The sequence below is a fragment of the Leptolyngbya boryana PCC 6306 genome (assembly GCF_000353285.1).
Classification (GTDB): domain Bacteria; phylum Cyanobacteriota; class Cyanobacteriia; order Leptolyngbyales; family Leptolyngbyaceae; genus Leptolyngbya; species Leptolyngbya boryana.
On the sequence record NZ_KB731324.1, the window covers coordinates 4,508,032 to 4,534,338 of the forward strand.

23 protein-coding genes are annotated in these 26,307 nt (G+C 45.9%); 15 read left to right on the forward strand and 8 right to left on the reverse strand.

Going from position 1 to position 26,307, the window contains the following annotated elements; genetic code table 11:
• Positions 1 to 103 precede the first annotated feature (103 nt).
• Positions 104 to 766 carry a bifunctional 4-hydroxy-2-oxoglutarate aldolase/2-dehydro-3-deoxy-phosphogluconate aldolase gene (locus tag LEPBO_RS37945; protein WP_051077885.1) on the forward strand — a complete coding sequence of 221 codons (663 nt, stop codon included), beginning with the start codon at positions 104 to 106 and terminating at the stop codon, positions 764 to 766.
• Entirely contained in the window at positions 751 to 1,182 is a 432-nt protein-coding gene (locus LEPBO_RS0122460) for a lysozyme inhibitor LprI family protein (protein WP_017289835.1), read from the forward strand. Before LEPBO_RS37945 ends, LEPBO_RS0122460 begins: the two co-directional genes overlap by 16 nt.
• Positions 1,183 to 1,251: 69 nt before the next feature.
• Here LEPBO_RS0122460 and LEPBO_RS0122465 read toward each other — a convergent pair whose 3' ends face one another.
• From LEPBO_RS0122465 to LEPBO_RS0122480, 4 genes are all read right to left on the reverse strand, one after another.
• A complete protein-coding gene (locus LEPBO_RS0122465; protein WP_017289836.1) occupies positions 1,252 to 1,740 on the reverse strand; it encodes a DUF4383 domain-containing protein in 489 nt (162 codons plus the stop codon).
• A gap of 207 nt (positions 1,741 to 1,947) precedes the next feature.
• A complete protein-coding gene (plsY, locus tag LEPBO_RS0122470; RefSeq protein WP_026148841.1) occupies positions 1,948 to 2,643 on the reverse strand; it encodes a glycerol-3-phosphate 1-O-acyltransferase PlsY in 696 nt (231 codons plus the stop codon).
• 134 nt (positions 2,644 to 2,777) lie between these two features.
• Positions 2,778 to 3,833, reverse strand: a complete 1,056-nt coding sequence (locus tag LEPBO_RS0122475; RefSeq protein WP_017289838.1) for a DUF3086 domain-containing protein — start codon at positions 3,831 to 3,833, stop codon at positions 2,778 to 2,780.
• Positions 3,834 to 3,852: 19 nt separating this feature from the next.
• Positions 3,853 to 4,242 carry a DUF3119 family protein gene (locus LEPBO_RS0122480; RefSeq protein ID WP_017289839.1) on the reverse strand — a complete coding sequence of 130 codons (390 nt, stop codon included), beginning with the start codon at positions 4,240 to 4,242 and terminating at the stop codon, positions 3,853 to 3,855.
• A gap of 117 nt (positions 4,243 to 4,359) precedes the next feature.
• Here LEPBO_RS0122480 and LEPBO_RS0122485 point away from each other — a divergent pair, with 117 nt between their 5' ends.
• On the forward strand, positions 4,360 to 4,569 hold the full coding sequence (locus LEPBO_RS0122485) for a hypothetical protein (RefSeq protein ID WP_017289840.1): 210 nt from the start codon (positions 4,360 to 4,362) through the stop codon (positions 4,567 to 4,569).
• A 329-nt stretch (positions 4,570 to 4,898) separates the two neighbouring features.
• Complete coding sequence (locus LEPBO_RS0122490) at positions 4,899 to 5,531, forward strand: hypothetical protein (protein ID WP_017289841.1); 633 nt, start codon at positions 4,899 to 4,901, stop codon at positions 5,529 to 5,531.
• A gap of 98 nt (positions 5,532 to 5,629) precedes the next feature.
• Here the strand turns inward: LEPBO_RS0122490 and LEPBO_RS0122495 are convergent, their stop codons facing one another.
• Positions 5,630 to 6,466 (reverse strand): metal-dependent hydrolase, encoded by an 837-nt coding sequence (locus LEPBO_RS0122495; protein WP_017289842.1) that lies wholly within the window; start codon positions 6,464 to 6,466, stop codon positions 5,630 to 5,632.
• A gap of 295 nt (positions 6,467 to 6,761) precedes the next feature.
• On the opposite strand from LEPBO_RS0122495, the gene LEPBO_RS0122505 reads away from it, so the two are divergent.
• Positions 6,762 to 7,049 carry a hypothetical protein gene (locus LEPBO_RS0122505; RefSeq protein ID WP_017289844.1) on the forward strand — a complete coding sequence of 96 codons (288 nt, stop codon included), beginning with the start codon at positions 6,762 to 6,764 and terminating at the stop codon, positions 7,047 to 7,049.
• A gap of 116 nt (positions 7,050 to 7,165) precedes the next feature.
• Here the strand turns inward: LEPBO_RS0122505 and LEPBO_RS0122510 are convergent, their stop codons facing one another.
• Positions 7,166 to 8,854, reverse strand: a complete 1,689-nt coding sequence (locus LEPBO_RS0122510) for an ATP-binding protein (RefSeq protein WP_017289845.1) — start codon at positions 8,852 to 8,854, stop codon at positions 7,166 to 7,168.
• Positions 8,855 to 9,227: 373 nt separating this feature from the next.
• Between LEPBO_RS0122510 and LEPBO_RS37950 the strand changes: the two genes are divergently transcribed.
• The 5 genes from LEPBO_RS37950 (at position 9,228) to larB (ending at position 17,751) form a co-directional block, all read left to right on the forward strand.
• A complete protein-coding gene (locus LEPBO_RS37950) occupies positions 9,228 to 11,279 on the forward strand; it encodes a sensor histidine kinase (RefSeq protein ID WP_017289846.1) in 2,052 nt (683 codons plus the stop codon).
• Positions 11,280 to 11,659: 380 nt separating this feature from the next.
• Positions 11,660 to 13,336 (forward strand): ABC1 kinase family protein, encoded by a 1,677-nt coding sequence (locus tag LEPBO_RS0122520; RefSeq protein ID WP_017289847.1) that lies wholly within the window; start codon positions 11,660 to 11,662, stop codon positions 13,334 to 13,336.
• A gap of 68 nt (positions 13,337 to 13,404) precedes the next feature.
• Complete coding sequence (locus LEPBO_RS0122525; protein WP_017289848.1) at positions 13,405 to 15,189, forward strand: ABC transporter substrate-binding protein; 1,785 nt, start codon at positions 13,405 to 13,407, stop codon at positions 15,187 to 15,189.
• Positions 15,190 to 15,191: 2 nt separating this feature from the next.
• Positions 15,192 to 16,973, forward strand: a complete 1,782-nt coding sequence (locus LEPBO_RS0122530; RefSeq protein ID WP_017289849.1) for an ABC transporter substrate-binding protein — start codon at positions 15,192 to 15,194, stop codon at positions 16,971 to 16,973.
• 10 nt (positions 16,974 to 16,983) lie between these two features.
• Positions 16,984 to 17,751, forward strand: coding sequence for a nickel pincer cofactor biosynthesis protein LarB (gene larB / locus LEPBO_RS0122535; protein ID WP_017289850.1), 768 nt, complete (start codon positions 16,984 to 16,986; stop codon positions 17,749 to 17,751).
• A 63-nt stretch (positions 17,752 to 17,814) separates the two neighbouring features.
• On the opposite strand, the gene LEPBO_RS0122540 is transcribed toward larB, so the two are convergent.
• The gene (locus LEPBO_RS0122540) at positions 17,815 to 19,032 is read right to left on the reverse strand and encodes a geranylgeranyl reductase family protein (RefSeq protein ID WP_017289851.1); all 1,218 of its coding nucleotides are present in this window, start codon (positions 19,030 to 19,032) and stop codon (positions 17,815 to 17,817) included.
• Between the two features lie 32 nt (positions 19,033 to 19,064).
• Positions 19,065 to 19,388 (reverse strand): hypothetical protein, encoded by a 324-nt coding sequence (locus tag LEPBO_RS0122545; protein WP_017289852.1) that lies wholly within the window; start codon positions 19,386 to 19,388, stop codon positions 19,065 to 19,067.
• 583 nt (positions 19,389 to 19,971) lie between these two features.
• On the opposite strand from LEPBO_RS0122545, the gene LEPBO_RS37955 reads away from it, so the two are divergent.
• The 5 genes from LEPBO_RS37955 (at position 19,972) to LEPBO_RS0122570 (ending at position 26,295) form a co-directional block, all read left to right on the forward strand.
• Entirely contained in the window at positions 19,972 to 21,069 is a 1,098-nt protein-coding gene (locus tag LEPBO_RS37955) for a hybrid sensor histidine kinase/response regulator (RefSeq protein ID WP_148664729.1), read from the forward strand.
• Positions 21,070 to 21,163: 94 nt separating this feature from the next.
• The gene (locus LEPBO_RS40265) at positions 21,164 to 24,184 is read left to right on the forward strand and encodes a PAS domain-containing sensor histidine kinase (RefSeq protein ID WP_017289854.1); all 3,021 of its coding nucleotides are present in this window, start codon (positions 21,164 to 21,166) and stop codon (positions 24,182 to 24,184) included.
• Complete coding sequence (locus LEPBO_RS0122560) at positions 24,184 to 24,663, forward strand: hypothetical protein (RefSeq protein ID WP_017289855.1); 480 nt, start codon at positions 24,184 to 24,186, stop codon at positions 24,661 to 24,663. The genes LEPBO_RS40265 and LEPBO_RS0122560 overlap by 1 nt, the downstream gene beginning before the upstream one ends.
• A gap of 241 nt (positions 24,664 to 24,904) precedes the next feature.
• Complete coding sequence (locus tag LEPBO_RS0122565) at positions 24,905 to 25,735, forward strand: CheR family methyltransferase (RefSeq protein WP_017289856.1); 831 nt, start codon at positions 24,905 to 24,907, stop codon at positions 25,733 to 25,735.
• Complete coding sequence (locus LEPBO_RS0122570; protein ID WP_017289857.1) at positions 25,735 to 26,295, forward strand: chemotaxis protein CheB; 561 nt, start codon at positions 25,735 to 25,737, stop codon at positions 26,293 to 26,295. Before LEPBO_RS0122565 ends, LEPBO_RS0122570 begins: the two co-directional genes overlap by 1 nt.
• The last annotated feature ends 12 nt before the right edge of the window (positions 26,296 to 26,307 follow it).

A 26,307-nucleotide genomic window follows, 5' to 3' on the forward strand; every position in this document is an offset into this window, starting at 1 on the left:
TCGTCCTTCTAATGACCGAACTGACTCTTCCTAATGAGTGAAATCGGCTAGAATGATATTTTTTGAAATTAGAAAATTTGCGTTATTTTTTGCTGAATTTGTAATGGAAGATCAAGCCTGGTTGAACTTACTTGAAAAAGAGCGATCGATTAGTATTATTCGCGCCCCAAATTTCCAAATGGGGCTACAAATGGCAAAAACTGCAATCTCAGGGGGAATGAGATTAATCGAAATTTCTTGGAATACAGATGCCTCGACTGAATTAGTTTCTCAATTGCGATCGATGTTTCCTGATTGCACAATTGGGGTTGGCACAATTCTCGCTGCATCTGATTTAAAGAATGCGATCGCCGCAGGGGCACAGTTCGCATTCATGCCTCATACAGACTTTGATTTAATTGCGATCGCCAAACGTCAAGAGATCCCGATTATTCCGGGTGCATTCACGCCGACTGAGATTATGACTGCCTGGAATGCAAAAGCGAGCTGTGTCAAAGTTTTTCCAATTCCCTCGGTCAGTTATCTCAAAGCAGTGCGAGCGCCGCTCGGACATATTCCGATGATCCCCACAGGAGGCGTGACGATCGAGAATGCAAAATCTTTGATTCAAGCTGGTGCGATCGCGGTTGGGATCGGAGGAAACTTATTTCCAAAAATCGCGATCGAAACCGGAAAATGGGAGACGATTCAACAGCAAATTAAACTGCTACTGAAAGATTTACAATCTGAGAACGATTTAGGAATAAATTCATGCAACGAAAGTTAATTGCTCTAGTAATGATTGGGGTAATGAGTGCGATTTCTCAGCATGCAACAGCTCAAAATAAACCTACCCCCTCAGAGAATTTACCAAGAAACATTCGAGTAGATTGTAAGAATCAGCAAACGCAATTTGATATGAATTTTTGCGCGAATCAGCAAGCAAGAGCTGCCGATCGCAAACTCAATCAGGCGTATCAAACATTAATCCGCAGCTACAAAGGAAGCCGTCGCGAATCGCAATTGGTCGCAGCACAACAAGCCTGGATTAAGTTCCGAGATACAAATTGTACATTCACGAGTGCCGCGTATGAGGGTGGCTCAATTCAGCCGATGGTTTATTCCAATTGCATTGAGAAAATGACCAACGATCGAACTAAGCAACTCGAAGACTTTGCGAAGAATCGAGAAGGCGTATTCTAACGAGAGCTTGGGCACAAAAAAGAGGCATCACGATGAATGATGCCTTTTCTATTTCAAATCAATGGATTTTTAGGCGTTCGGCGATTCCATTTTGGCGAGTTCAGCAGGCTTCACAAAACCAAAATAAGCGGCTGCAATTCCAGTCAGTAAATTGAACCAAACATTGTTACCGTAAATGGGCATTAAACCAAAAGTCGTATTCGTAATCGGCAAAATTCCGAGAATTGCGATCGCAATATAAGAAACTGCAAATCCCTGATTAAACACTAACGAACCACTAAAACTCGTTGCGGCTGCAATCCCTAACAATCCAACGACAATATGAACCGCATTATGGACAAAATTGGTCGGAAAAATGCCAAAGAGATGTCCATATCCATCTGGTGAAATTAATCGCGGCACAACAGCACCCGTCACAGGTGCATCACCTGGAAGTGACATAAAACCTGGAACAAATCCAGCAATTCCAATGAACAAGAAAGTAATTCCAAGGATTAATGCACAAAGCCGTTGGGCATCAATCAATTTCTTAAACATCAAAGCAGAAGACTCTTGCATACTAAAACCTCAGTTATTAAAAACTTTCAGCAAAAATCAATTTGGCTAATCCTGAGTTTCTCAATCTTTTCAAGAAACCATGAGCCAGATTCATTTGCTGCCTACTTCTCTATTCAACTCGGCTTTAGCAATCAGAACTCTACCTAAAGGTGTTATCCCGTTGAATTATTTTGTTTGTCTTTTAGTGCAACATCAATCTAACCAACACTAAGCTGATTCACCCGGCGCATTCTCCGCTTCCTCCAGCTTCTGTCCAAGTTTCGGCTCTGTTCCAGCGATCAATCGCTCAATATTCGATCGATGTCGCCAAATCACATATCCGCCACCCGCGATCGCAAATAGCACATACGGCAATGGCTGAGCAAAGAGAATCATCGACACAATCACCGAAACTGCACCCAGAATCGAGCTAATCGACACAATCCTCGTGATGGCGATCGTTAACCCAAACACCCCAAGCGTTGCTAATCCCACTACCCAATTCATTGCCAGCAAAATCCCTAAACTGGTGGCAACTGACTTGCCCCCTGTGAATCCTAGCCAGATTGATTTGCTATGCCCAATTAAAGCTGCCAGACCTGCCAACGTCACCATCACAGGCTGCCAAAGATTAAAATCTAACCCCACAAGCTTCGAGAAGTAGAGCCAACCCGGAAGCGTAGTAAATGCATAGTTCACGGCTGCAATCGCTAATGCGCCTTTGGCAACATCAACAGCCAACACCACGATCGCGGGAACTTTCCCAAGCGTGCGGAGCACATTCGTTGCGCCTGTTGAGCCTGAGCCTTCCTGCCGAATATCAATGCCTTTTAGTAAGCGTCCAGCCAGATAGCCGGTCGGAATCGAGCCTAAGAGGTAGGCAACAATCAGCAGCAAAGCATTGTTAATAAACCAGGGAAGCATAGGTAATGAGACCAGTAGAATAATGACAGACTGCGCTTCGACTCCACAAACGCCCGTCTTTCGGTTTTGCTCAACATCCAAAATTGAGATCCTACGTGGGTTGAGCGGAGCCAAAGCTCAAACCCCACGAGCGATTAGAAATAAGATTGCTGTTGAATCATTTGCTGAGGACTCGGTGCAAACGCAAGCAGCAGCGGAAACTGCAACAAAGCAAGACTAATACTTTCTTCTGTTTCATCTACCACGATCAGCGGCAAAAAGCCATCCTTCTCTAATCGTTCTGCTTTTAGCGCCAACTGTTCTGGAGCTTCAAACAAAGTAATGCCGCGATCGCTGCCAAAATCGCTGCGGGTCACTCCCAAACAATCCTGCAATCCGCGTCGCCATTCTCCCAACCGTTCCGGCGAGTTTGCCAGAATCAGCGTTCTCACACGATCGCGATGGAGCTTATACAAAATCGAAATTGTCGCCGACGCGATCAAAATATTCTGCAAGCGCGATCCCATCGTTCGCACCGCCCCCCGTCCGCCTTGATCAAAAAACCACGTGGAGACTCGCTCTGCATGAACTGGCTCAAACGTCCGACGTAACTTCCACACCGGACCGTAATAATCGGGCTGATTGCGAAACTGATCAATCACATTGCGAATCTCACGTGCTTGATCTTGAAACTTCGATTCCGCAAACTTCGGAGCCGCGATCGCACTCGGTTCTTCGACCACAGGTTGAGTCGGTGCAACCACCTGAGGTTCTTGAAATTTCGGTAACTCCAACCGCTCAGCAGCGATCGCCAAATCCTGCAAACTTCCGACCAAATAATCCTTAAAACTCTGCACCCGAATTGCGATTTCCTGAGAAGTCCCGGCAAAACTGGTTTTCATCTCATTGCGAATCCGTTCTTGTCGGCGTTCGAGTTGTTCGATCGACAATTGCAAAGCCTGTCTGCGTTGCTCCAACTCCGATAAATTCTGCTGAACCACCTGAGCAAGACTATTTTGCGTCGCAACTACCTGAGCTTGAAGCTGATCACGAGTCGTCGTGAGATCCGCGATCTCCTGCTGGATCGCTTGTTCGCGCTGTATCAGATCAGCAATCCGCTCCCGCTCAGGCAGCTTCAACTCAGGCAACACCGCTCCTGTCTCATCCGAGGAGGCATTCTCATCTGCAATTGGCAACTCATCAGAATTCATAAATTACACTCAACAAAAATCAGGCTTTGGGAAAATGCTGCTCTAGACAGATCCGTAACATTTTAGGGTCAAAAATGATCGGTAGAAAATGAATACTTTTAACTTCTCTAAAGTAGAAGAGAATCGGCACAGGCGACCAGAAGATTTCCCAGTTTTGCCATTCCCGATACGGAAAGCGCCGAATCAACGTTTCCCCTCGATAGACATCTAAATCTGTCGGCGTAAACTTCAGCCGCAGCAGAACCGTCTGAATCAGCAAAAATACTCCAAATAGCGCAATCCCTGCACTGACCCAGATTTGGATCAAGACTAACGGGATGGCAGCCCCAATTAAAACGATCGGAATCACATAGCTTGGAGCAAGTTCTACAGTTTGATCAGCAGTGTCGATCGCGGCAGGGTTCGTCATGGCAATTCTTCAGGTCAAATTTCTCTACCATCTTACGATCGCAGCGACCCACCGACCCAAATCCTGACGGTCTAAGGTACGATCGGGCTTAAAGTCTAACTACAAAGGGTTTGCTACATGTTTCTGACCGAACTTTCACCGCTCGTCCAAGAGTTTACCCAACAGCCGCTCGCCTTCATGGGGGGACTGTTTACCGGATTCCTCAAATTGAGCCTGACCGAGGAACCCGTCCGAAGCTGGCTCAATCAACAAACAGGTTCAACCACCTACACGACAAACGGACATAGCCCCAACGGGAACGCCCCGAAATCAATCACGATCGAATAGTTCACCTCAGCTTAGGCAATTCTCAATTGAGAATTGCCAGCTCAATTGCTTGTACTTCTAAGTAATAGAAGAAAACAGACGTTCTATCAATCGAAAGTAAACAAATTTCTAAATCTAATTAATAGAATTTCAGGATTCCATAATATCTATAAAAAGAACCAAGTAAAGTCTACAAAAGGGTAGAGCTGAGAGTCTAGATGTCCTATATTTTTCATGGTAGAATTCAATTTATAAGGGTGCATGATCTGTAGCATCAAAACAGATTTAGTTCTGAGTCTTAATAGATTTCTAGCTCATGGTTTTCATCCAGCGATGGTTGGAGTTCTTGTATGAAACTAACAAAATTATCTCGCCCCCAAATGTTTTTCTGTGCAGGGTTACTAAGCCTTGCAGTGCCCGCAGTTGCTCAAGCATCTCCCTTCACGAGCAATTCAGATCAAACCATCTATACGATCGCTCAAGCCTCCGCTGGCACATTTCAAACGCATAAAAGTCCATTAGGATTTCGATTTGATTTTCCAACTACTTACAACTTGGATACTTCTCAAGAATCGAAAGGAACAATCGTACTTCGGAGTACGGTAGAAGCTCCCACAGCAGTCGGAAGTGATGAACCTGCACCTGTCGATAGTAATGTGCAATCTCAATCTTCCCCAGGAGACAAAATTATCGTCGCCGAATTTTCTAATCCTAAACGTTTATCTGCACAGCAGTGGGCAGAACAAAACCGAGATAAATCCTTTTTTGATGGGCGACAAAGTGACTATCGAGCTTACAGTTTCGCGGGTCAGCCTGCAATTTCCTACTCCTGGTGTGGCACCAATAACTGCGGAGATAGCGTAATTGTGCCAAGCCGCGATCGCACAAAAGTATTTGTTCTCAGTGCGCTCTATGAATATCCCGGCAATGCTGTACGCTGGGACTTCAAAAATATGATCGGACGATTCCGCCTGACTCAATAGCTTGCGTGTTCCTTCAAACTCATAGAGACGAGTCGGCGACCCGTCTCTATCAGCGTGTTGAATTTACTGAATCCCTAGCTCGCTAGACAGTAGAAATCTCACAACCGAATTGTTTCTCCGACCTTCATTACCTGCAATCGACTGCCCACTCTTTGCTGCTTCAATTCTGCGGCAAAAGCAGCAGGTGTCCCAGTCAAAGCTGGAAATGTACCGAAATGCATTGGGATCACTCGATCGGGTTTGACATAGCCGACGGCTGTTGCAGCTCGTTGCGGTCCCATTGTGAACCGATCTCCAATACACGCCAACATCAGCGTCACTTTGCGAAACCGCGGAATCAACGCCATATCCGCAAAGACATCCGTATCACCCGTGTGATAAATCGTAGGACCATTTTGTACAGTCACCAAAAAGCCCCCTGGATTTCCTGCATACTTTGCGGGACTGCCATCAGAAGCGATCACCGAACTGTGAATCGCGGGAATAAAGGCAACCTTGACCTCATTATTCAGCAATGAGATTTCGCCGCCAAAATTTCCTTGAGTGTCCAAGGTCACGAGATTTTTTGGATAGCCTGATTCGACTAATGCCTGTCCTAAATCGGCAGTACTGACGAGAGGAGCATTCGTCTTTTTCGCGATCGTCATTGCATCGCCGACGTGATCGAAATGTCCATGCGTCACTAAAATCAAATCGGCACGATTCAGAGTCGCTAAGTCAGTCTTGCCGTTGGGATTCACGGGATTCGTAATCCAAGGATCAATCAAAATGACTTTTCCAGTCGGCGTTGTCAGCTTAAACGCGGATTGTCCATACCAGTGCAATTGGGTTTGTGCGGCTGTAGGGGCACTCCATCCCTGAACAATTGTGCAGAGAATCAGAATTGCAGTCAAACTCACCGGAGCAAGCCATTTTAGAAATCGTTTGAAGTTCATAACTGAAAAGATTGCGTCAAAATACGGAGCGCGCCTATCGATGAATCATGAGGAGTTGCGCGCTGAATCTCCGACGCTATTATGCTGGCTGAATTTGCGTGATCGCATATTGACCCCATAATTTCTTAATCAATTCTCTGGCGATTTTTCCGATAAATTTGCCAAACTTTACGGTTGACAAAAGAACAAGATCTTTGATCATTTCATCGAACAAGATATAATTAGACTCATCACCCCCTGAAACGTTATGTCTGCGATCTGAAGTTGGTAACTGTGCAGTTTGCGGAGTTGAGGAATGAATCGAATGATCGAAAAGTGGTTAACGATCGCTGCACTTGCAGGATGGGTCGCATCGATCGCAGGCTTAGTCGGATTGGCAATTCGAGCAACGGATCCACCAGCGGTGTCCCGTGCTGCTCAGTCAGCGAATGTAAGAGTTCAGAAGGCAGATAGACTTCTATTCGCTTCACCGCGATCTCAGTCTAATTCTGTTGCAGCAACCGTCCCCGTCGATACCTCAAAAGGATATTGGCAGCACTCATTGAAACCGCGATCGCAACCTCAATCGTTGGTCAATAAATAACTTCTCGCCCTTCAGATCCTTCCTAACGCACATCTTTTTCCGGTGCGCAAGCAATCTAAGTTGAGTTAGTGCCGATTGATCGTTCCCCATAAAAACTGCTCAACATCAGGAACAATCTAATCAATGCTTCGCCCGCGAACCGTCTGCGATCGTCGGGGAGCCGCAACGGGTGCAAGCTCAATCTTACGTTCCTGAAGCCGATGCCCTTCAAAATGCTTCTGCCAGAGTTCTGGTGCATTCAACGTCTCACCGCCATGCTTTGTCAAACGCTGCCGCACCTTACATAGCACTGGCGTATTCACGCAAGCCCCAGAAATAATGATCTGTCCCTTGGTCAAAGCAGGCAGTTCTTTCAGCAAATCCCGTCCTGCTGCTTCAACTCCATACTTTAGACTCTCTTGATCCACCGGATTCACAATGCGCATCAAAAACTGACTCATACATTGAGACAGGACATCCGCATCTAACTTCCCTGGACGTTGCGTAATTAATCCCATTCCTAAGCCAAACTTCCGCCCTTCGCTCAAAATTGTCCGAATCACTGACTTACAGCGAGAGGGTTCATGAGCAGGGGCAAAACGATGCGCCTCTTCAACCAGAATAAACACGGGGTAGGGCAAGTAATTCTCATCTTGCGGTGAAATGAGTTCTTTCTGAGTACTCATCCGTGCATGATTGACTTGCCGCAGCACTGCCGCACAAATCACTTGCTGTTCTTCTTGACTGATTTCGTTCATTTGCAGGACGGTCACTTGTCCCGGTTCAAATAGTTCTTTTGGGCTAACCGTGTGTTCCACATTATGAAAATAGTCCGATCGCTCAATCTTCTCCAATTTCCATTCCAAAGCTGGAGCAGATGATCCCGTCTTTTCATTGCCATCGTCATCGACCTGCACATCGGCTTCTCGAACGGCTGCGATTAGATCTTGAATACCCCAACGATAATCTCCTTTGCGATGTCGCAGCAAAATCCGAAAGGCTTTGCTCAACATAGCTTGTTGACGATCGCTCATTTCCGGCAGTAATGCCAAAATATCGTAGTAATCTAGCGAAGACACTCGAATCCTCACTTCTTCCGGTGTCATCACTTTCACTTTGGGAGCATAGCCATCTGCTGATTTAAATGCTGGATGCCCCCGCATATCTGTCAGCGTTCCATACTCTCCATGCGGATCAAAAATTAAAACCGCCGCTCGATTGTGGGGAAGGAGCAACTCTTCTACCAGAACTCCAGCCGTATAGGATTTCCCTGAGCCAGTTCCCGCCAGAATCGCCATATGGGTACTAACTAATTCTTTGACATCTAATGCGATCGGCACAGAGCCGACTTCTCTCAACAAAAGTGAGCCAATATGAGCTGATCCCACCGACTGAGGCTGACGACGATTTAAGATCTCCCTGAGCATCTCGTCACTTGCCAACACTACTTTTGCGCCTGGATCTGGACTTTTTCGCGGATTCATAAATCCCAGCGACGGATCGAAATAACCGATCACATCCACTGCAACTTCATAGATCTCCGGATGCTCGTACGTAAATCCGACAAGAGCCGCGATCGCTTCTGGACTAATCTCAGTGTCCGCAAAAATGCGATCAGGTAAGTGATCAATGAGTCTTCGATCCGAGATCTTACCGAGGATTTTACGGAGAAGCCCAGCTTCATAAACTTCATAATAGACATACTCGCCAATTCGCACATGGCGGTTATCAGACGTAATGAAAACATACTGATTGCCGTTTTCACCCGGTCCCTTTACCGTACCGACAACGCTGATTGGATTGGCAGTTCCAGGCTCTAAATTCATAAGATCCAAGGCGAATTATCGTGGAATAGAGAGGCAGTGCAAGCTTCGTTCAAGTGTACTATGTCTAAGAAAAAAAGGTGTGAAATCCTTTGAATTGCTTTATAGAGCGCAACTTCACATCGTCTTCATGTGGAAATGCATAAATTTTTGAGAATTTAGTCAATCAAGAACAGCAATCGAGGGAAATTACGGATACTTTCAAAGCGTTAAGACGCTAATCTGAAAGCGATGGTCTAACGAAATGCAAGATAGGTAAAATCTTACCTAGTTTATTTTTCGTATACAGAGCCATGCGCTTCCCGTAACGGATTCCGAAAGAGATTTGTGATGGGAGATTCCTGAAAAAGTAATGCAACGATAGGCATGTAGCAGGATGCAAGCAAAAGTTTCGCGATCGAGACCGACAGAATCTCAGGAAGTTGTGGGGCGAGTCATGGATGTTGTCAACACTACAAGAGAAGAAGCCCTTCGGATCGAAACTGATCGACTAACTTCTTTGTCTACCCATCCGGTTGAAACTGTGCCGCATTCCAGCCCTCTCGTTTCTAGTTTGGCAAGTGTCGGACGCAAGATTACTACAGCTCTCGCTCACGCCACTCAGAGCGAAACAGTTCTTGTGGAAATTGCAGCGTTGCTAGGAGAAGCTTATGGGGTTCAAGCTTGTATCATTTCAAATCAGGGTGAACCTTATTCCAAGTCATTGACTGCTTGGTTTGCCAAGACGCACCTTAGCGCCAACCAACAGGGCGAAATTCTGGCAAACTATGGCATGATTCAGGCTGCGACGCTGGAACGTTCCAGCTTATTTGTCTCCGATTTGAACCTTAGCGAAATTAACAGCATATCGAAAGCGCTGCCAATTCGAGGCGTACTCAGCTTACCAACTCAATTTCAGGGACACATCAACGGTGTGATCAGCTTGCTGACAGCACAGGCGCATCGCTGGTCAGACTTGGAAATCGAAACGTTGACTCAAGTTGTTGATCACATTGCGATTGCACTCACCCAACTCACCCTTCAGCGCAAAGTCGCAAAACAGTCGCAATCGCAAGCGCTATTGCGAGAAGTCTCGATCGCGATTCAGAACTCAGTCGATGTGCCTCAAATCCAAGTCATGGTACTAGAGGGACTAGCTCGTACCCTTGAAATCGATCGAGCCTTTGTCCTGCGCACCAAGTTTTGGGATCCACGGCATAGCTTGCGGGCAAAGAGCGATCGAGTTCCGAAAGCGCGCGTGATGATTGACAGCGAGTGGAACCGTGACCCAATTGAGGTCGATGAGTCAGAAACGCCGCTCAGCCAGTCTTTCTGGATTACAGACTGCGCGGTTTGCCAGAGTGCATTTCTGAGTCCAGCTAAATTCTTTGCCTTCAGCAATTCAGGTAAGTTTCCCAGTAACCTAGAAACTGCGCCAATTTTTGATGCTGAGAAAATGCCTGCACTGTTACTAGTTCCTTTAGAAAGCAAGAATCGCCTGTTAGGATTTATCGCTCTTCAACAAAAAGAACCCCGCGCCTGGCAACCCGAAGAAGTCGAACTCGTCGAACTTGTCAGCGCTCAAATCAGCACTGCAATTATTCAAACCGAAACGCTGCGACAAGTTGAATCTCTTGTTGAGGAAAGAACAGCGCAACTTCAGCAAAGTCTAGAACTGCAAGCCAAACTCTACGAGATCACCCGCAAACAAATCGAGAAACTGCGGGAAATGAATCAGCGAATGGATGAGTTTCTCAGCACACTTAGCCATGAACTGCGCACGCCGCTCACAAGCATGATGTTAGCCATTCGGATGTTGCAGCAAGCAAATCTTTCTCCTGATCGCCGTCAGCAATATCTCAACATCTTGGAGCAGCAATGTGCTCAAGAAACGAATCTGATTAACGATCTACTTGCCCTTCAAGAGTTAGAAACGAAACAAGTTGCGTTCCAGCTTCAACAAGTGGATGTGAAGGAATTGATGGCTGACTTATCGAATTCCTTTAACCAGCGGTGGTCATCGAAGGGCTTAACGCTCGAACTTGAACTTCCAAAACGCTTGCCCCTTCTCAATACTGATTTAACTAGCTTCAATCGAATCTTGCTAGAACTGCTAACTAATGCGGGTAAATATGCTGATCCGAATAGCATGGTTTACTTACAGGTGGTGCCTCAGCCTGGACAGCAAATGAAATTCTCAATCTCAAACATTGGATCAGCGATTTCCGAGGAAGAATTACCCCATATCTTTGATAAGTTCCGGCGTTGCCAAGGAATGACGCAAAATGCAGTTCCTGGAACTGGACTCGGTTTGGCACTGGTTAAAAGTTTAGTTCAGCATCTCAATGGCACGATCGAGGCAACGAGTACGGAGATGGAAGGAACTCAGTCTTACGAGACTTGCTTTACGATAACCTTACCGCAGAACTTGGAAATCGTAGAGGTTTGAGTCAGGAGAACTCCATCAGAAACTCAATTAGATCTGTGATGTCATTTAGGTTTTGACTTTGCCTAACTGATAGAAAAACTGAAATTGTGTGTTGATCTGAGCCAATATGTAGAGGCGATTCAATCCTAATGATCTCGCTCTTGGTTCAAAATTTGAGCGGTTGTAGGAAGAAGCCAGCAATTTTCGATCGCTCCGTACGGCTACGTTTCTCGACGGGTATGCTAAGTTTGGCACTCCGCAAGAAATGCAATGAATGACGAACCAAGAGGGATTTTGTCAAGATTTCTAGCAGTGTCGAATTTTCCCAATGATATTCGTGCAGGAATCTTCTGCTTCTGGAGCAGTTCTTCAACCCTCCAGCGCTATAATAATTTGAAGTTATGTTACAAACTACAGCCCCTAAACCTCTACGCTGGCAACGGCAACTCTCTTCTCCACTGGCTCGGCAGGTGGATATTTCTGTGTCGGCTGCCAAATTGACGTTTTATTTGTGGTGGGATCGTCAGATCGCAAGGCAGTCTGCTCATCACCGAAATCGCCGTGCTCAGTGGTTAGTCGGAACGCTGTTAGATTTAGGACCAACATTTATCAAAATTGGGCAATCGCTCTCGACTCGAGCTGATTTGCTGCCTTTGGAGTATGTCAAAGCATTGGGACAACTTCAAGATCGAGTCCCAGAATTTGATTCGAGCCAAGCGATCGCCATTATTGAATCTGAACTAGGCTATCCGCTGCATGTCTTGTATCGAGAATTTGATTCGACTCCGATCGCAGCTGCTAGCTTAGGACAGGTGCATCGTGCTCGGCTGCATACGGGCGAGGAAGTTGTGGTGAAAGTACAACGTCCGGGGTTAGAGCAACTCTTTGCGATGGATTTTCAGATTGTAGGTCGGCTCGTGCGTTGGATTGATCGCATTGTTCCAACCGCAAGACACTACGATATTTTGGCGATTCATGAGGAATTTTCTGAGATTTTGAATCGTGAGATTGATTATGTGCAAGAAGCGATGAATGCCGATCGCTTTCGACATAATTTTGCTGATCACGATCTCATTGTCGTTCCGAAAATTTATCCTAAGTACACGACGAAGCGTGTGCTGACGATGGAATATGTGCCAGGAATCAAGGTCAACGATCGGCAAGGGTTACTTGCGATCGGGATTGATCCTCGTGAGATTAATCATTTAGGAATTTGTTCGTATCTCAAGCAACTGCTCCAAGATGGCTTTTTTCAAGCTGATCCCCATCCTGGAAATATGGCAGTGAGCCACGATGGAAAGCTAATCTTTTACGATTTTGGCATGATGGCAGAAGTGCAGCCGATCAACCGCAATCAGATGGTTCAGACTTTCTTTGCAGTATTGAAGAAAGATACCGATCAAGTCGTGCAAACGCTGGTGGATATGGGTTTGGTTGAGCCGATGGCAGACATGACCCCCGTGAAGCGAATTGTGGGCGTGTTGGTTGAACGATTTGCGGATAAGCCTGTTGAGATTCAAGCCTTTAAGAGCGTTAGAAATGAACTCTATGCTGTGTTTGAGCAGCAACCGTTCCGATTGCCTGCGCGGATGACTTTTATTATTAAAGCCTTGACGACGTTGGACGGAGTTGCGCGCGATCTTGACCCGAACTATAACTTGTTAGCGGCAGCGAAACCATTTGTGAAGAGTTTGGCGACAATTCCTGCGAAGCAAGGTGGGCTGGGAGAATTGGCGCGGCAGGCGAAGGGATATTTGGCGTATCGCATGACGAAGCCGAATCCCACTCAGACTGCGATCGAGCGATTAGAAGCCCGCTTAGAGCAAGGAGAATTACAAATTCAGGTGCGCTCGATCGAGCAAGAACGCGCCTTGAAAAAGCTCAATCTTTCGCTGAGAGCGTTGCTTTACGCCTGTATTTCAGGATTCGCAGCACTAACTGGAGCGATTTTGCTCGTCGGGAAAGTGAGCGGTTCAATGTTTGCTTTTGCGATCGCAGCAATTGCAGGCTTATTTTTAGTCAAAGCATTGATTGGGTTGAAAATGCGTGACCGTATCGATCGCATGATTGATAATTAAATCGAGCAGAAACCGCGCAAAAGGTGTAGAAAGGATAGAATCACTTTCTAAATGATGCGCGATCGGCTATGAAATTTTCCGCTCTTACAGGTTTTTGGCGGTTTTGGGCAGTGGCAATGGCAGCATTTTGCCTGATATTGGGCATTACGGCTTGCAATCCGCAGGGCTACAAAACACAAGCAGCAAAAGTTCCTCAGCTTGTCGATACGACCCTGAGCGATCCCAAATCATTTAACTATGCGTTGATTAACGAAGATCCAAATGTCGCGGGATTCTTGTATGTGGGATTAATCACAGAAAACGCATTGACCAATGAGCTTGAGCCAGAACTTGCAGAGAAATGGGAACTTTCGCCAGATAAGAAGAAAGTAACATTTACCCTGCGCGAAAACTTGAAATGGTCAGATGGTGTGCCGCTGACAGTCGATGACGTTGTGTTCACGTTCCGGGATATTTTTCTGAATCCTAAAGTGCCAACGGATATTCAAGATGTCCTGCGAATTGGTAAAGGACGGGCATTTCCAACCGTGCGAAAAATCGACGATCGCCGAGTTGAGTTCACCACACCTGAACCGTTTGCTCCCTTTTTGAGAGTGACAGGCGGATTGGCAATTTTGCCCAAACATGCGCTTGAAGAAACAATTCGCAAGACTGGCTCAGACGGCAATCCGCTCTTTTTCTCAACTTGGGGAACGGATACCGATCCGAGGAAAGTGATTTGCAACGGACCTTATACGCTCGACCAATATTTTGCGACACAGCGGATCATTTTCAAACGTAACCCGAACTATTGGAGAAAAGATGAGCAAGGCAATCAGAAGCCTTACATCGAGCGGATTGTTTGGAGTGTGATTGAAAACCAGAATACTGAGCTTCTTCAATTTCGATCAGGTGGAGTCGATATCTCTGAACCGATTCGGGCTGAAGATTATCCCATTCTCAAAAAAGAAGAAAAACGAGGTGATTTCACAGCGTATATTGGCGGCACTCGTCCGATTACGACTTTTATGGCGTTTAACTTAAATCAAGGACGGCGAAACGGAAAACCTGTCGTTGATCCCGTGAAATCAAAGTGGTTTAACAATCCAAAATTCCGTCAGGCAGTCGCATATGCTATCGATCGAGAACGGATGAACACGAATATCTTCCGAGGCTTGGGAGTCTTGATCAATTCGCAAATTTTGGAGACTAGCCCCTATTATCTCAAGCCCGAAGAAGGCTTAAAAGTTTACCAGTACGACCAAAACAAATCAAAAGAACTGCTGAAAGAAGCTGGGTTTAAGCTCAACGATCGCGGACAACTTGCTGACCCAGACGGGAATGTCGTGCGTTTTACGCTGATGACGAATGCGGGGAATGTGGTGCGTGAGTCGATGGTGGCGCAAATTAAGCAGGATTTGAGCCAGTTGGGGATTCAAGTTGATATTAATCCGATTAACTTTGGAGTGTTGTTGGATAAGTTAGATAACACTCAAGAATGGGAATCGTATCTACTGGCAATGGGCGGAAGTAAAGAGCCAAATAGTGGAGCAAACGTTTGGTTGCCGGAAAGTCGATCGCATAGTTTTAATCAATCGAGTGCACCTGGAAAACCGCCGCTTGAAGGTCGGGTTGTTGCAGATTGGGAAGCGGAAATTGGGCGATTATATGTCGAAGGTGCTCAAGAATTAGATGAAGCAAAACGGAAGGAAATTTACGGAAAGATTCAGAAAATTTCACAAGAATATTTGCCTTGGATTCCACTTGTGAATGCGCGTGTGATGGCTGTGGTTCGCAATCGGATTAAAGGAGTGAATTATCCTGAAAGTGGCGGTGCACTTTGGAATTTGACTGACCTGAGAATTGAGGATTAGTGATGAAAAAGGTCAGAATCCAGATTGGAGTGTGTTTGACGATCGCACTTCTCTTTTTGTCGAGTTGTAATCCTCATCGATATAGAACGGTTGCTGCACAAGTTCCTCAGTTAGTCTTAGCGAGTCCAACTGATCCCAAAACGTTTAACTACGCCAATAATCAAACTTTCCCATCTGTTTTTCCTTTCATTTATGAAGGGTTAACAAGAGAGAATGGTTTAACAGGAGAGTATGAACCTGCATTAGCTGAATCTTGGAAATTCTCGCCTGACAATAAGCGAGTCGTTTTTACTTTAAGACCCAACTTGAAGTGGTCAGATGGAAAACCTCTGACGGCAGATGATATCGTTTTTACTTATCGAGATATTGTTTTTAATCCATTAATTCCAACGGATCAGAAAGAGAGTATTCAGATTGGGGTGAAAAAGGTTTTTCCAGAAATTCGGAAAATCAACGATCGCCAAGTTGAATTCATCTTGCCTGAACCCTTCGCGCCTCTTATTGCTGCGACTGCTGCACCTGAGGGCATTATGATTTTGCCGAAACATGCCTTAGCAGAAGCAATAAATTCAAAACTACCGGATGGAAATCCCAAATTTATTTCGACTTGGGGAACGGACACTGATCCGAAAAAGATTATTACGAATGGGGCGTATGTCATTGATAGCTATAGCCCAAGCCAGCGATTAGTTTTAAAGCGAAATCCGTATTACTGGCGAAAAGATAAAGACGGCAAGCAATTGCCTTATATCGATCGCATTGTTTGGCAATTTATCGAGAATTTAGATACGCAATTGCTGAGATTTCGCTCTGGCGATTTGGATGTGATGGGTGATACTCGACCTTTACGATCGGAGTATTTTTCATTATTAAAGCGAGAAGAAAAACGCGGAAATTTCCAGGTCTTAAATGGCGGCCCTTGGTCAGGTGTTTTGTATCTTACTTTTAATCTTAGTAAGGCAAAAGATAAAAATGGCAAGCCCTTTGTTGATCCGGTTAAATCGCGTTGGTTTAATACGCTTGAATTTCGGAAAGCTGTCGCTTATGCAATTAATCGCGATCGCATTAACACTAATCTATTCCGAGGTTTAGGAGTCGTCCAAAATTCGCCGATTTCGGTGCAAAGCCCATTCACTCTCAAGGAAGGTTTAAAAGCCTACAATTACGATCCGAATCAATCAAAAAACTTGCTAAAGAAAGCTGGATTCAAATATAACGATCGCGGTCAGCTCTTTGACTCAGATGGCAATCGAGTTCGCTTTACTTTACTCACCAACTCGAATAATTTAACTCGTGTTGCAATCGGCGCTCAAATTCGGCAAGATTTAGCTGCAATTGGAATTCAAGTTGACTATAATCCGCTGAATTTTAACGTTTTGATCGATAAAATCAATGGAGCAAGAGATTGGGATGCTCACATTATCGGATTTACGGGCGGAACCGAGCCACATGGACTAGCAAATCTGTGGATGACCAGTGGGGGATCGCATTCATTTAATTTGAGCCAGCAAGTTGGACAGCCGAAAATCCAAGGATATGTAGCAAATGAGTGGGAGAAAGAAATCGATCGCTTATTTATCCAAGGTGCTCAAGAACTGAATCCAGAGAAACGCAAAAAAATCTATGGTGAGTTTCAGAAGCTTGTTCAAGAACAGCTTCCTGTGATCCACTTAGTCAATGACTCTGCAATCATGGCAGTCAGAAATCGAGTTCAAGGATTGAAGTATTCTGGTTTACCCAGTTGGGGACTTTGGAACATTCAAGAACTTAAAATCAAAGAGTAGTACCCTTCACATGACCCATCCCGAAGCACTAAAAGCACTGTTAGATGATGTATCTCAAGGCAAACTGAGTTCAGAAGATGCATTGAGCAAGCTGAGATATCTCACTTATGAGCCAGTTGGAGGTTTTGCTAATATTGACCATCATCGATCGCTGAGAACGGGTTTCCCGGAAGTCATTTGGAGTCCGGGTAAAACGCCCGAGCAGATTGCTCAAATCATGGAAACAATGCGAGATAAAGCGACAGTCGTCATGGCAACTCGGATGGAGCCTGAAGTGTATGCTTGGGTGAAAGAAATGGTTCCAGATGCCCTTTACTATGCGACTGCTAAGATTTGCGCGTTAGGCAGTCCAAAAGCTCCGATTTATCCAGGTACAATTGGGATTCTTTCAGCAGGCACAGCAGATCTTCCTGTTGCCGAAGAAGCAGCCATTACTGCTGAACTCTGTGGATTTCGGGTGAATCGACTTTGGGATGTCGGCGTTGCTGGAATTCATCGCTTGCTAAGTAATGTGCATGTGTTGACTCAGGCAGATGTGCTAATTGTCGTCGCAGGCATGGAAGGAGCATTGCCGAGTGTAGTAGCTGGTCTGTCAGATTGTGCGATCGTCGCTGTTCCCACCAGTATCGGATATGGAGCCAGTTTTAATGGACTATCCGCATTGCTCACGATGTTGAATTCTTGTGCGACTGGAATTGGGGTCGTCAATATTGACAACGGATTTGGAGCCGCCATGTTAGCAGGTCAGATTTTGAGAACAGCTAGTAAATTGAAGTAAAACTAGCAGTGTGGAGCGAGAAGTCAGAATTTTACAAAACTCCGACTTCTGAACAATCATCACCTAGCTATTGAACGCTGGAAAGAAGTTTGATCCCACCGATTTTTTCAATCGCCGCATCGCCCGCCCTGCCATATCCGTAAATAGTAAATCGCCACACAAAAGCTGAGTAGCATAGCGTGTACTTTTCTCATACTTCACGCCGTACTTATAGCAAACTCCCGTCCACTGGTAAAACACCCGCGCTAAATTCAAAGCTGCATCAAAATTTGCTGCAAACTCGGCGTGAATGCGATCGGTATATTCATCTGCTGCTTGATCAATAATGCTTTGAGCTGCGATCGCACCACTCTTCACCGCATGGAGAATTCCATCGCCAAACAATGGATTGATCAATCCCGCTGCATCCCCGACTAGTAAAATCCGTCCTTCATGTAATGGCTCTTTCCCACTCCACGTCGGCAACGGATGAGCGTGAAATTTCAAAGCTGAACGATCGTATTTCAATCCCAACGCATCCATATATTCCAGAATCGTCTTCTGCAACTGCGCGGGTAAATCGCGATCGCGTCTCGCATCCTGATTATCTGGACGAAACACACCTGCTCCAATATTCAAATGATCAGCTTTCGGAAAAATCCAGGCATATCCGCGTTTCACCGCACCATATTCTAAATGAGCAATATCGGGACGTAAATCTGCATGACCATCGCCCCATTGATGTGGATGCTCAATCTCCATTGCTAACGCGATCGCTTTGCGCTTTCTCAACTGAGTCGCCTTTGCAACCACTCCATTCGCGCCATCGGCTCCAATCACATATTGCGCCTTTGCTGTAAATTCCGATCCTGTCTTAATCCCCTGTGCTCGGACAATCACGCCATCAGGTTCAGGTTCAAGCGATCGGAGCGCAATTCCATCTCGCAACTCGGCTCCAAACTGGCTCGCTCTTTGAGCCAGAGCATTGTCGAAAATGGGTCGTTGAACCATCCAGAGCGATAAGCGCTCATCGGTCGATCGCGGATTCATCGCAACAAGATAGGGATTTTCAAACTTCCAGGTATGCCGCATCTGGGTAACATCTGACTCGACAAACGCCTCTGGAGCTAAATCTTGTAACTGAGACTGCATCACCATCGGCATCCCGCCACCGCACGTCTTATGACGAGGCAAAAACTGTTTTTCCAGTAGAGCTACAGTGAATCCAGCTTGGGCAAGTTGAGCAGCAGCGATCGAGCCAGAGGGGCCTGCACCGATAACAACGACATCGTAGGTTTGCATGAGCGATCTAGAAAATTGCACCTACTAGACTATCACCGTAAAAGCTGGCTCAGCACTGAATCCATGCCCTGCACTTCTAGTAAAACCTGTTGCTTTTCACGCTCACCATAGGCATCCCAGTTATTTCGCAAATTAATGCCTAATGAGTACCGTTGTCTAGAACAACAAATAATCACCGAAATTCCGCGATCGAGCAATCTTGAGCCTAAGTCATACGCTTGATCTCGACGCTGCGCACTAAAGCTATGAAACTGGCAAAACAACTCACCTTGATAGCTAATTCCATCACAGAGTTGATCGTGAAACCAAAACTTAAAAAATCGACAATCGGATTCATTTGCGAGTAGCAGGTTCATGCAAAATAATAGATCAGCCCAATCATTAAATACTTCAAAGGAAAATTCAGAGTTTCCGGTTCATTGTGCCAGTTTTAGAACATATAAATGTATCTTTTCAATCCAATTGGCGCAGTCAGTGCACCCCCATTTCTTAGGGTATTGAATGTCAAACTCAGGTTGATTCAGTTCTTATTCTTAATACTATTTAATAAAGTCGGGCAACCTATCTATCCTAAGACAGACGAAATATGCAGTTTGTCGCGAAGACATCAAAAAACAGCCTCAGCGATAAAGTTTAAGTAATTTCCACAGTTTCTCTGAAGGAAGGGATCAGACTGTCATAAGGGATCTGGCATTTTCGGCATAAAATTCGCTAAAATCAGCTTTAATTGCCGTGTTTTTACGAGGGTGCTCGGAATTTTGAATTCATGCTTATACGGGGAGCATCGTCACAATTACGGAGCAGGATCGTAATTTCAGATGTCAGTGAGCATCAAAGCGAGTACACCCCCAAAAACGTTCCCATTCGACTGCAATGCAAAACTGCAATGATTCCATCATCAGATCTCAATCGACTCAGCCGCCAGATCGGGGAACCTTCATGAAAATTTTGGTGATTGAAGACGAAAAAGATGTTCGGCTGAACATTCTAGAAATTCTTGCCTCTGGGGGCTTTGACTCCCTGAATGCCGATAATGGTATGACCGGAATTCAATTGGCAAAGGAGCGATCGCCCGATTTGATTCTCTGCGATATCAAAATGCCTGATTTTGACGGCTACAACGTTTTAGAAGCATTGCGTCAAGATCCAAGCACAGCAATGATTCCGTTTATTTTTCTGACTGCCAAAGCCGATAAAGCCGATATGCGACAGGGGATGAATTTGGGCGCGGATGACTACTTAACCAAACCCTTTCGCCGGGTGGAATTATTAGAGACGATCGCTGCTCGTCTGAAACGGCATAGCGCCCAACTTGAGATTCAGAGAAAGGTCGATGAACTGCAATCCATCAATAGTCAGAAAAACGATCTGCTCAACACGATTACGCACGATCTGCGCGCACCACTCACGACAATTAAAGTGGCGCTGCAATTAATGGATGCGATGCCGGACAATCGGCGGCAATATATCGATATTGCGCTGAATGCGTGCGATCAAGGCGATGAATTGATCCAAAACTTATTAGATTTGTATCAACTGGAATCTGGAGAAGCGTTAGCTCCACCCGAACCGCTCAATTTAAGAGAGCTTTTGCGGAAAACAACAGATGCGTTTCAAGTCAGAACTCGGGATTGTCAACAACTTCTCAAGGTGAATCTTCCCGAAACCTTGCCTGTGATTGTGGCAGATGGAGTCAGTTTGCGCCGAATTCTCGTTGAGCTGTTAAATAATGCCTGCAAATATACACAAAGTGGAGGTGAAATCTGCCTCAAAGTTCGCGAAGGATTGAGTGAAAATCAGACTCCACTTTTGCAATTTACGATCGCCAATCAATCCGAAATTCCGACAAAAAACTTGCCGCATATTTTTGACAAATTTTATCGAGTTCCGGGCAGCGATCGCTGGCAAAAAGGCGGCACAGGTCTAGGACTTGCCCTCGTCAAAAAGCTCGTTGAACAGCTTCAAGGCAGTATTATTGTAAAAAGCCAGACTGGGTGGACTACTTTTGTCATCGAACTGCCTTATGAAACTCTTTAAATGAACTTCAGCAAGTCTCCATGAAGTTCGATCAAAATTTGAGTAAAGATTTTAGAGGCAAAGATTTATTCACCCCTGAATTCGAGCGTGAGTCATGCGAGAAACTGACCAGATCCAGTTACAACAGCGCAATGCGGAACTCGAAGTACTCGTCGCCGAACTGCGATCGCAACTTCAATCCCAATCTGTGCAAGAACTGACGAAAACCCCCAAAGCAATCGCTCCTTCAGTGTCGAGCGTGGAGGCGGAATTTGATCTGGATACCGTGCGATCGCTGCGCTATCAAATCACCAAGCTCGAACATAAGATCGAACAACTTCAAGCTGAAGTCAGTCGTCGCCGTCGTGAGCAAGAAAGCCTCAGAACGAGCGAACAACGCTATCGATCCGTCGTAGAAGCGATGCATGAAGCTGTGATGATGCTCAATGCAGAAGGACTCATCGAAACTTGTAATGCCAGTACTGAGAAAATTTTGGAATGTGCGATCGATGAATTGATCGATCGCAATATTTTGGAGTTGGGCTGGGAAGCGATCCATGAAGATGGTTCTGCATTTGATCTCGAAACTTTTCCGGGTCTGATCACGGCAAAAACGGGGATTCCCTGCTCAGAAGTCATTCTGGGTCTCTGCAAACCTGAGAAACAGGTAACTTGGATTTCGATCAATTCTCAGCCGCTGTTTCAGCCTGGACAAGTTTTACCCTACGCGGTCGTTGTTTCTTTTTCAGATATTAGTCTGCGCCGCTGGATCGAAGAGGAGCGGCATCAACTGTTAGCCCGTGAGCAAACTGCCCGTGCTGAAGCAGAATTAGCCCGTGAACAGATTAACCGGGTTTTGCAGAGCATTACCGATGGATTTGTCGCGCTCGATCGCTCTGCTCGTTTTACCTATGTCAATCACGCTGCCGCACAGATCTTAGGGAAGCCTGCCCGAGATTTGCTCGGCAAAGTGCTTTGGCAGGAGTTTCCCGACTTTGCAGAAACGAGTTTTGGGCAACTCTATCGACGTGCGATGGCAGAAGGTGTCCCCCTCGAAATTGTCGATTACTATATCCCCTGTCAGGGCTGGTATTCAATGCGCGCCTATCCTGCTAAGTCTGGCGTGTCTTTATTTTTCCGCAATATGACCGATTCGGTCGAAACCGCAAGAGAGCGCGACCAAGCTCAGCAAGCGCTCAGATGTGCCTTACAGCGGTTATCCTTCCATGTGGATAATTCACCGTTTGCTGTCATTGAATGGGATCAAAATTTACGGATCACTCGCTGGTCACGCGAAGCCGAAGCCTTACTCGGATGGGATGCGTCTGAAGTGATTGGCAAACAGTTTGGAAGTTGGGAATTAGTCGTACCAGAGGATTTAGGCACGGTTGATCGCGCGATCGCGCAACTTCTCAACGGGCAGACGACTCGCAATGTTTGTACCAGCCGCAATGTCTCGAAAGATGGCTCGATCGTGCCCTGTGAATGGTATAACTCCGTCCTGTTTGATAGCTCAGGTGAGCTAATTTCAGTCTTGTCGCTGATTTTGAATGTGCGAGAGCGACAGCAAGTCGAAGATGAACGCAAAGCTGCGGCTGCGGAACTGCGAGAAAGTGAAGAACGATTCCGGCAGTTAGCTGAGAACATTGAACAGATCTTCTGGATGTACGATGTCGAGCAACGCAAGCTGATTTACATCAGTCCAGGATGTCAGCAAGTTTTGGGGTATGACAGTCAAAGCTGTTATGAGAAACCGTTAAGTTTTTGGCTCAATCGGGGGCTACCAGAAGATATCCCCCATCTGATGAAAGTCAGTCGGCAAGCACTCAGAGGCAAATCCGCAGAGGCAACATTTCAGTTCCAGCGCCCCGATCAAGAAAAGCGCTGGTTACTCGCACGTGCCTTTCCCGTGCGCAATCAGCAAGGCAAAGTCTATCGCATAGCGGGAATTGCAGAAGATATTACCGAAGCTAAGCATCGAGAAGCAGAGCGCCAAGCTCAAGAGCAGCGATTGTTACTTTTAGAGTCTGTCGTCTTAAATGCAAATGATGCGATCGTGATTACTGAAGCAGAACCCGTGGAGCCACCAGGTCCGAGAATTGTCTTTGTGAATGATGCCTTCACGCGCATGATGGGCTACGAGAAGCATGAGGTGATTGGCAAGACCCCTCGGATTTTGCAAGGTCCGAAAACGAATTGGACAGTCTTGAAGAATCTGCGATCCGCTTTAAAGAACTGGCAGCCTGTGATTACCGAACTGATCAACTATCACAAAGACGGGTCTGAAGTGTGGATCGAACTGAGTATTTTCCCAGTCACCGACCAAACCGGACATTACACTTATTGGGTCGGCTTGCAGCGTGAAATTACCCACCGCAAACAAGCTGAGATTGAAATGCGAAAAGCATTAGAAAAAGAACGCGAGCTAAGCGAACTGAAATCAAACTTTGTCACCACTGTTTCGCATGAGTTTCGTACGCCCTTGAGTACGATTCTTTCTTCGGCAGACATGCTGGAGTTTTATGCGGGAAATTGTTCGATCGATAAACAACTTGAACATATCCAGCGCATTCAAGCGGCATCTTTGAACATGAAAGACCTTCTCAGTGACATTCTGATGCTGGAGCGGGCTGATGCCAAGAAAGTCAAGTTTGAACCGGCTCCACTCAATATTTTGTCTTTTTGCGAGAACCTGATCGATGAAATGCGATTGAATGATCAAGCTCAGCACCAGATTAGGTTTGAACCGGAAGCGGATGTGTCAGAAATTCGCGGCTACATGGATGCGAAATTGATGCGGCAAATTTTTACCAATCTGCTTTCTAATGCGTTGAAATACTCTCCGGCTGAGTCCACCATCACATTCCGAATCCGACAAGATCAGACCCACGTTTACTTTGAAGTGCAAGATCAAGGCATTGGAATCCCGGAAAGTGATCAAGTGCGGCTCTTTGAAGCATTTCATCGAGCTACGAATGTCGGAATGATTTCTGGAAATGGATTAGGACTGGCGATCGTCAAACAATCAGTTGAAATTCATCAAGGGCAGATTCAATTAACGAGTCATGAAAATCAAGGAACAATGGTTCAAGTGATGTTGCCTCTGCGCCCTCAAGATACGGAAATTTTAGACTGATGGTGAAATGGTTGATATTTGCGATCGCAGGATTAGGCATCGCTGGGCTAGGCAAGATCGGTGAGATGACGATTGAGACAATGGGCAGCCTCGTTCACTTTAACTGTCGCCCAACCGCAAACCGTGTGATCTGTGAATTAACGCATGAACCTTTAATCGGTTCATTAAAAACAATTGAGTTTGAGAAGCAAGAGTTAAAGATGACCACCATCCAGCAAGGACGGCGCTCTACAGATCAACGGTTAGCAATCGTTTTACAATCCGGTGCAGTGATTCCTCTCACTCACAATTGGTCAACCAGCAACAATCAGCAATTGTTGCAGCAACGGGATTTGCTCGATCGCTTTATTGCCGACACAACTGCAAAGACGCTGAATATTCGGACACACCGACCTGGACAGCTTTGGGTCATTTTAGCGAGTTTGCTAGCAGGCATGGGAGGATGCGTTGCGATCGCGCTTAAACTCTCCAAAGGGTGATTCTTCTAGTGAGATCGTTTGCCCCACAAGCCAGATTCCGGGAAAACGCGATGGCTAGAAATTAGGGCGGCGGGAGGATTCCATCCCGTCTGGAATTGTGTCAATTTAGAAAGGATTGGTTCAAGAAATTCACTCTGTCATCAATACTTGTAGAGATCTTGTTTAGCGCCTTCACCTTGAGGGCTATGGGGATCTCAACTTAGCGAATTGACAAATTCATCGGCATTTACGCTCAATCCCCATGCTGTCACAGTCGCCTACCCTCGAAGATATTGAAGTTCAACTGCTGTTTGATGGCATTTATCGCTACTACGGCTATGATTTTCGCAACTATGCCTCTTCATCTCGGAGACGAAGAGTGCAAAATTTTATGCAGTCTGAAAGAATCGAGACAATCTCAGCATTACAGGAAAAAGTCTTGCACGATCGCGCCACGCTCGATCGCTTCTTGCTCAACTTGACCGTCAATGTCACCTCTATGTTTCGCGATCCGAGCTTCTTTCTGACCTTCAGAAACGTCGTCTTGCCTATGTTGCGCACTTATCCCTTTATTCGGATTTGGCACGCAGGCTGCTCAACCGGAGAAGAAGTGTATTCCATGGCAATTTTATTGCAAGAAGCAGGCATCTACCATCGCTGTCGGATCTACGCAACCGACACTAATGAGAAAGCATTGCAAGCTGCCAAGACTGGAATATTTTCACTGTCTGCAATGCAAGAATATACGCAGCAATATCTCAAAGCAGGAGGTAGCAAATCATTCTCTGAGTACTATACAGCCGCGTACGAAAATGCGATTTTTCGCGCTTCGCTGCGCGACAACATTGTCTTCTCGCAGCATAATCTTGTGACTGATGGATCATTCAATGAATTCAATGTAATTTTGTGCCGCAATGTCTTGATTTACTTCGATCGTGTCTTACAAAATCGCGTGCATGAGCTGTTTTATCAAAGCCTCTGCCCTTTTGGCATTTTGGCATTAGGACGGCAAGAATCCCTCCGATTTACGGCGTATCACGATCGCTACGAACCCCTTTCAACCTCTGAGAAGCTTTATCGGAGGTTAGACTAATGGCACCTGCTTTGGTGGCGATAGGTACTTCTCTAGGGGGATTATCCGCGCTGCGGACTATGTTAAAAGGGGTACCAGGATGTTTCACAGTGCCGATCGCCATCGTACAGCATCGGGATCAAGGATCGACAGACATGCTCAGCCGGATTTTACAGCAGGAAAGCGCGTTGACCATTTTGGAAGTGGAGGACAAAGAGCCGATTCGCCCTGGATTCGTTTACCTAGCTCCGCCGAATTACCATCTTCTTGCTGAACCTGAGTATTTTTCGCTTTCAATTGATCCCCCCGTTGCTTTTGCAAGACCTTCGATCGATGTCTTGTTCGAGTCCGCAGCAAAGGTTTACGCTCAGTCGGTCATCGGGATCATCTTGACGGGTGCAAATCAAGATGGTTCAGAAGGTCTGGCTCAGATTAAAGCGCAAGGCGGCACGACCATCGTGCAAGATCCTCGTACTGCTGAATGCCCGATTATGCCGGAAGCCGCAATTGCTAAAAGCGCTGTTGATTATGTTCTCCCGTTGCATCAGATTCCATCTATGCTGGTTACTCTCTGCTCCTAACCTCACCCTACT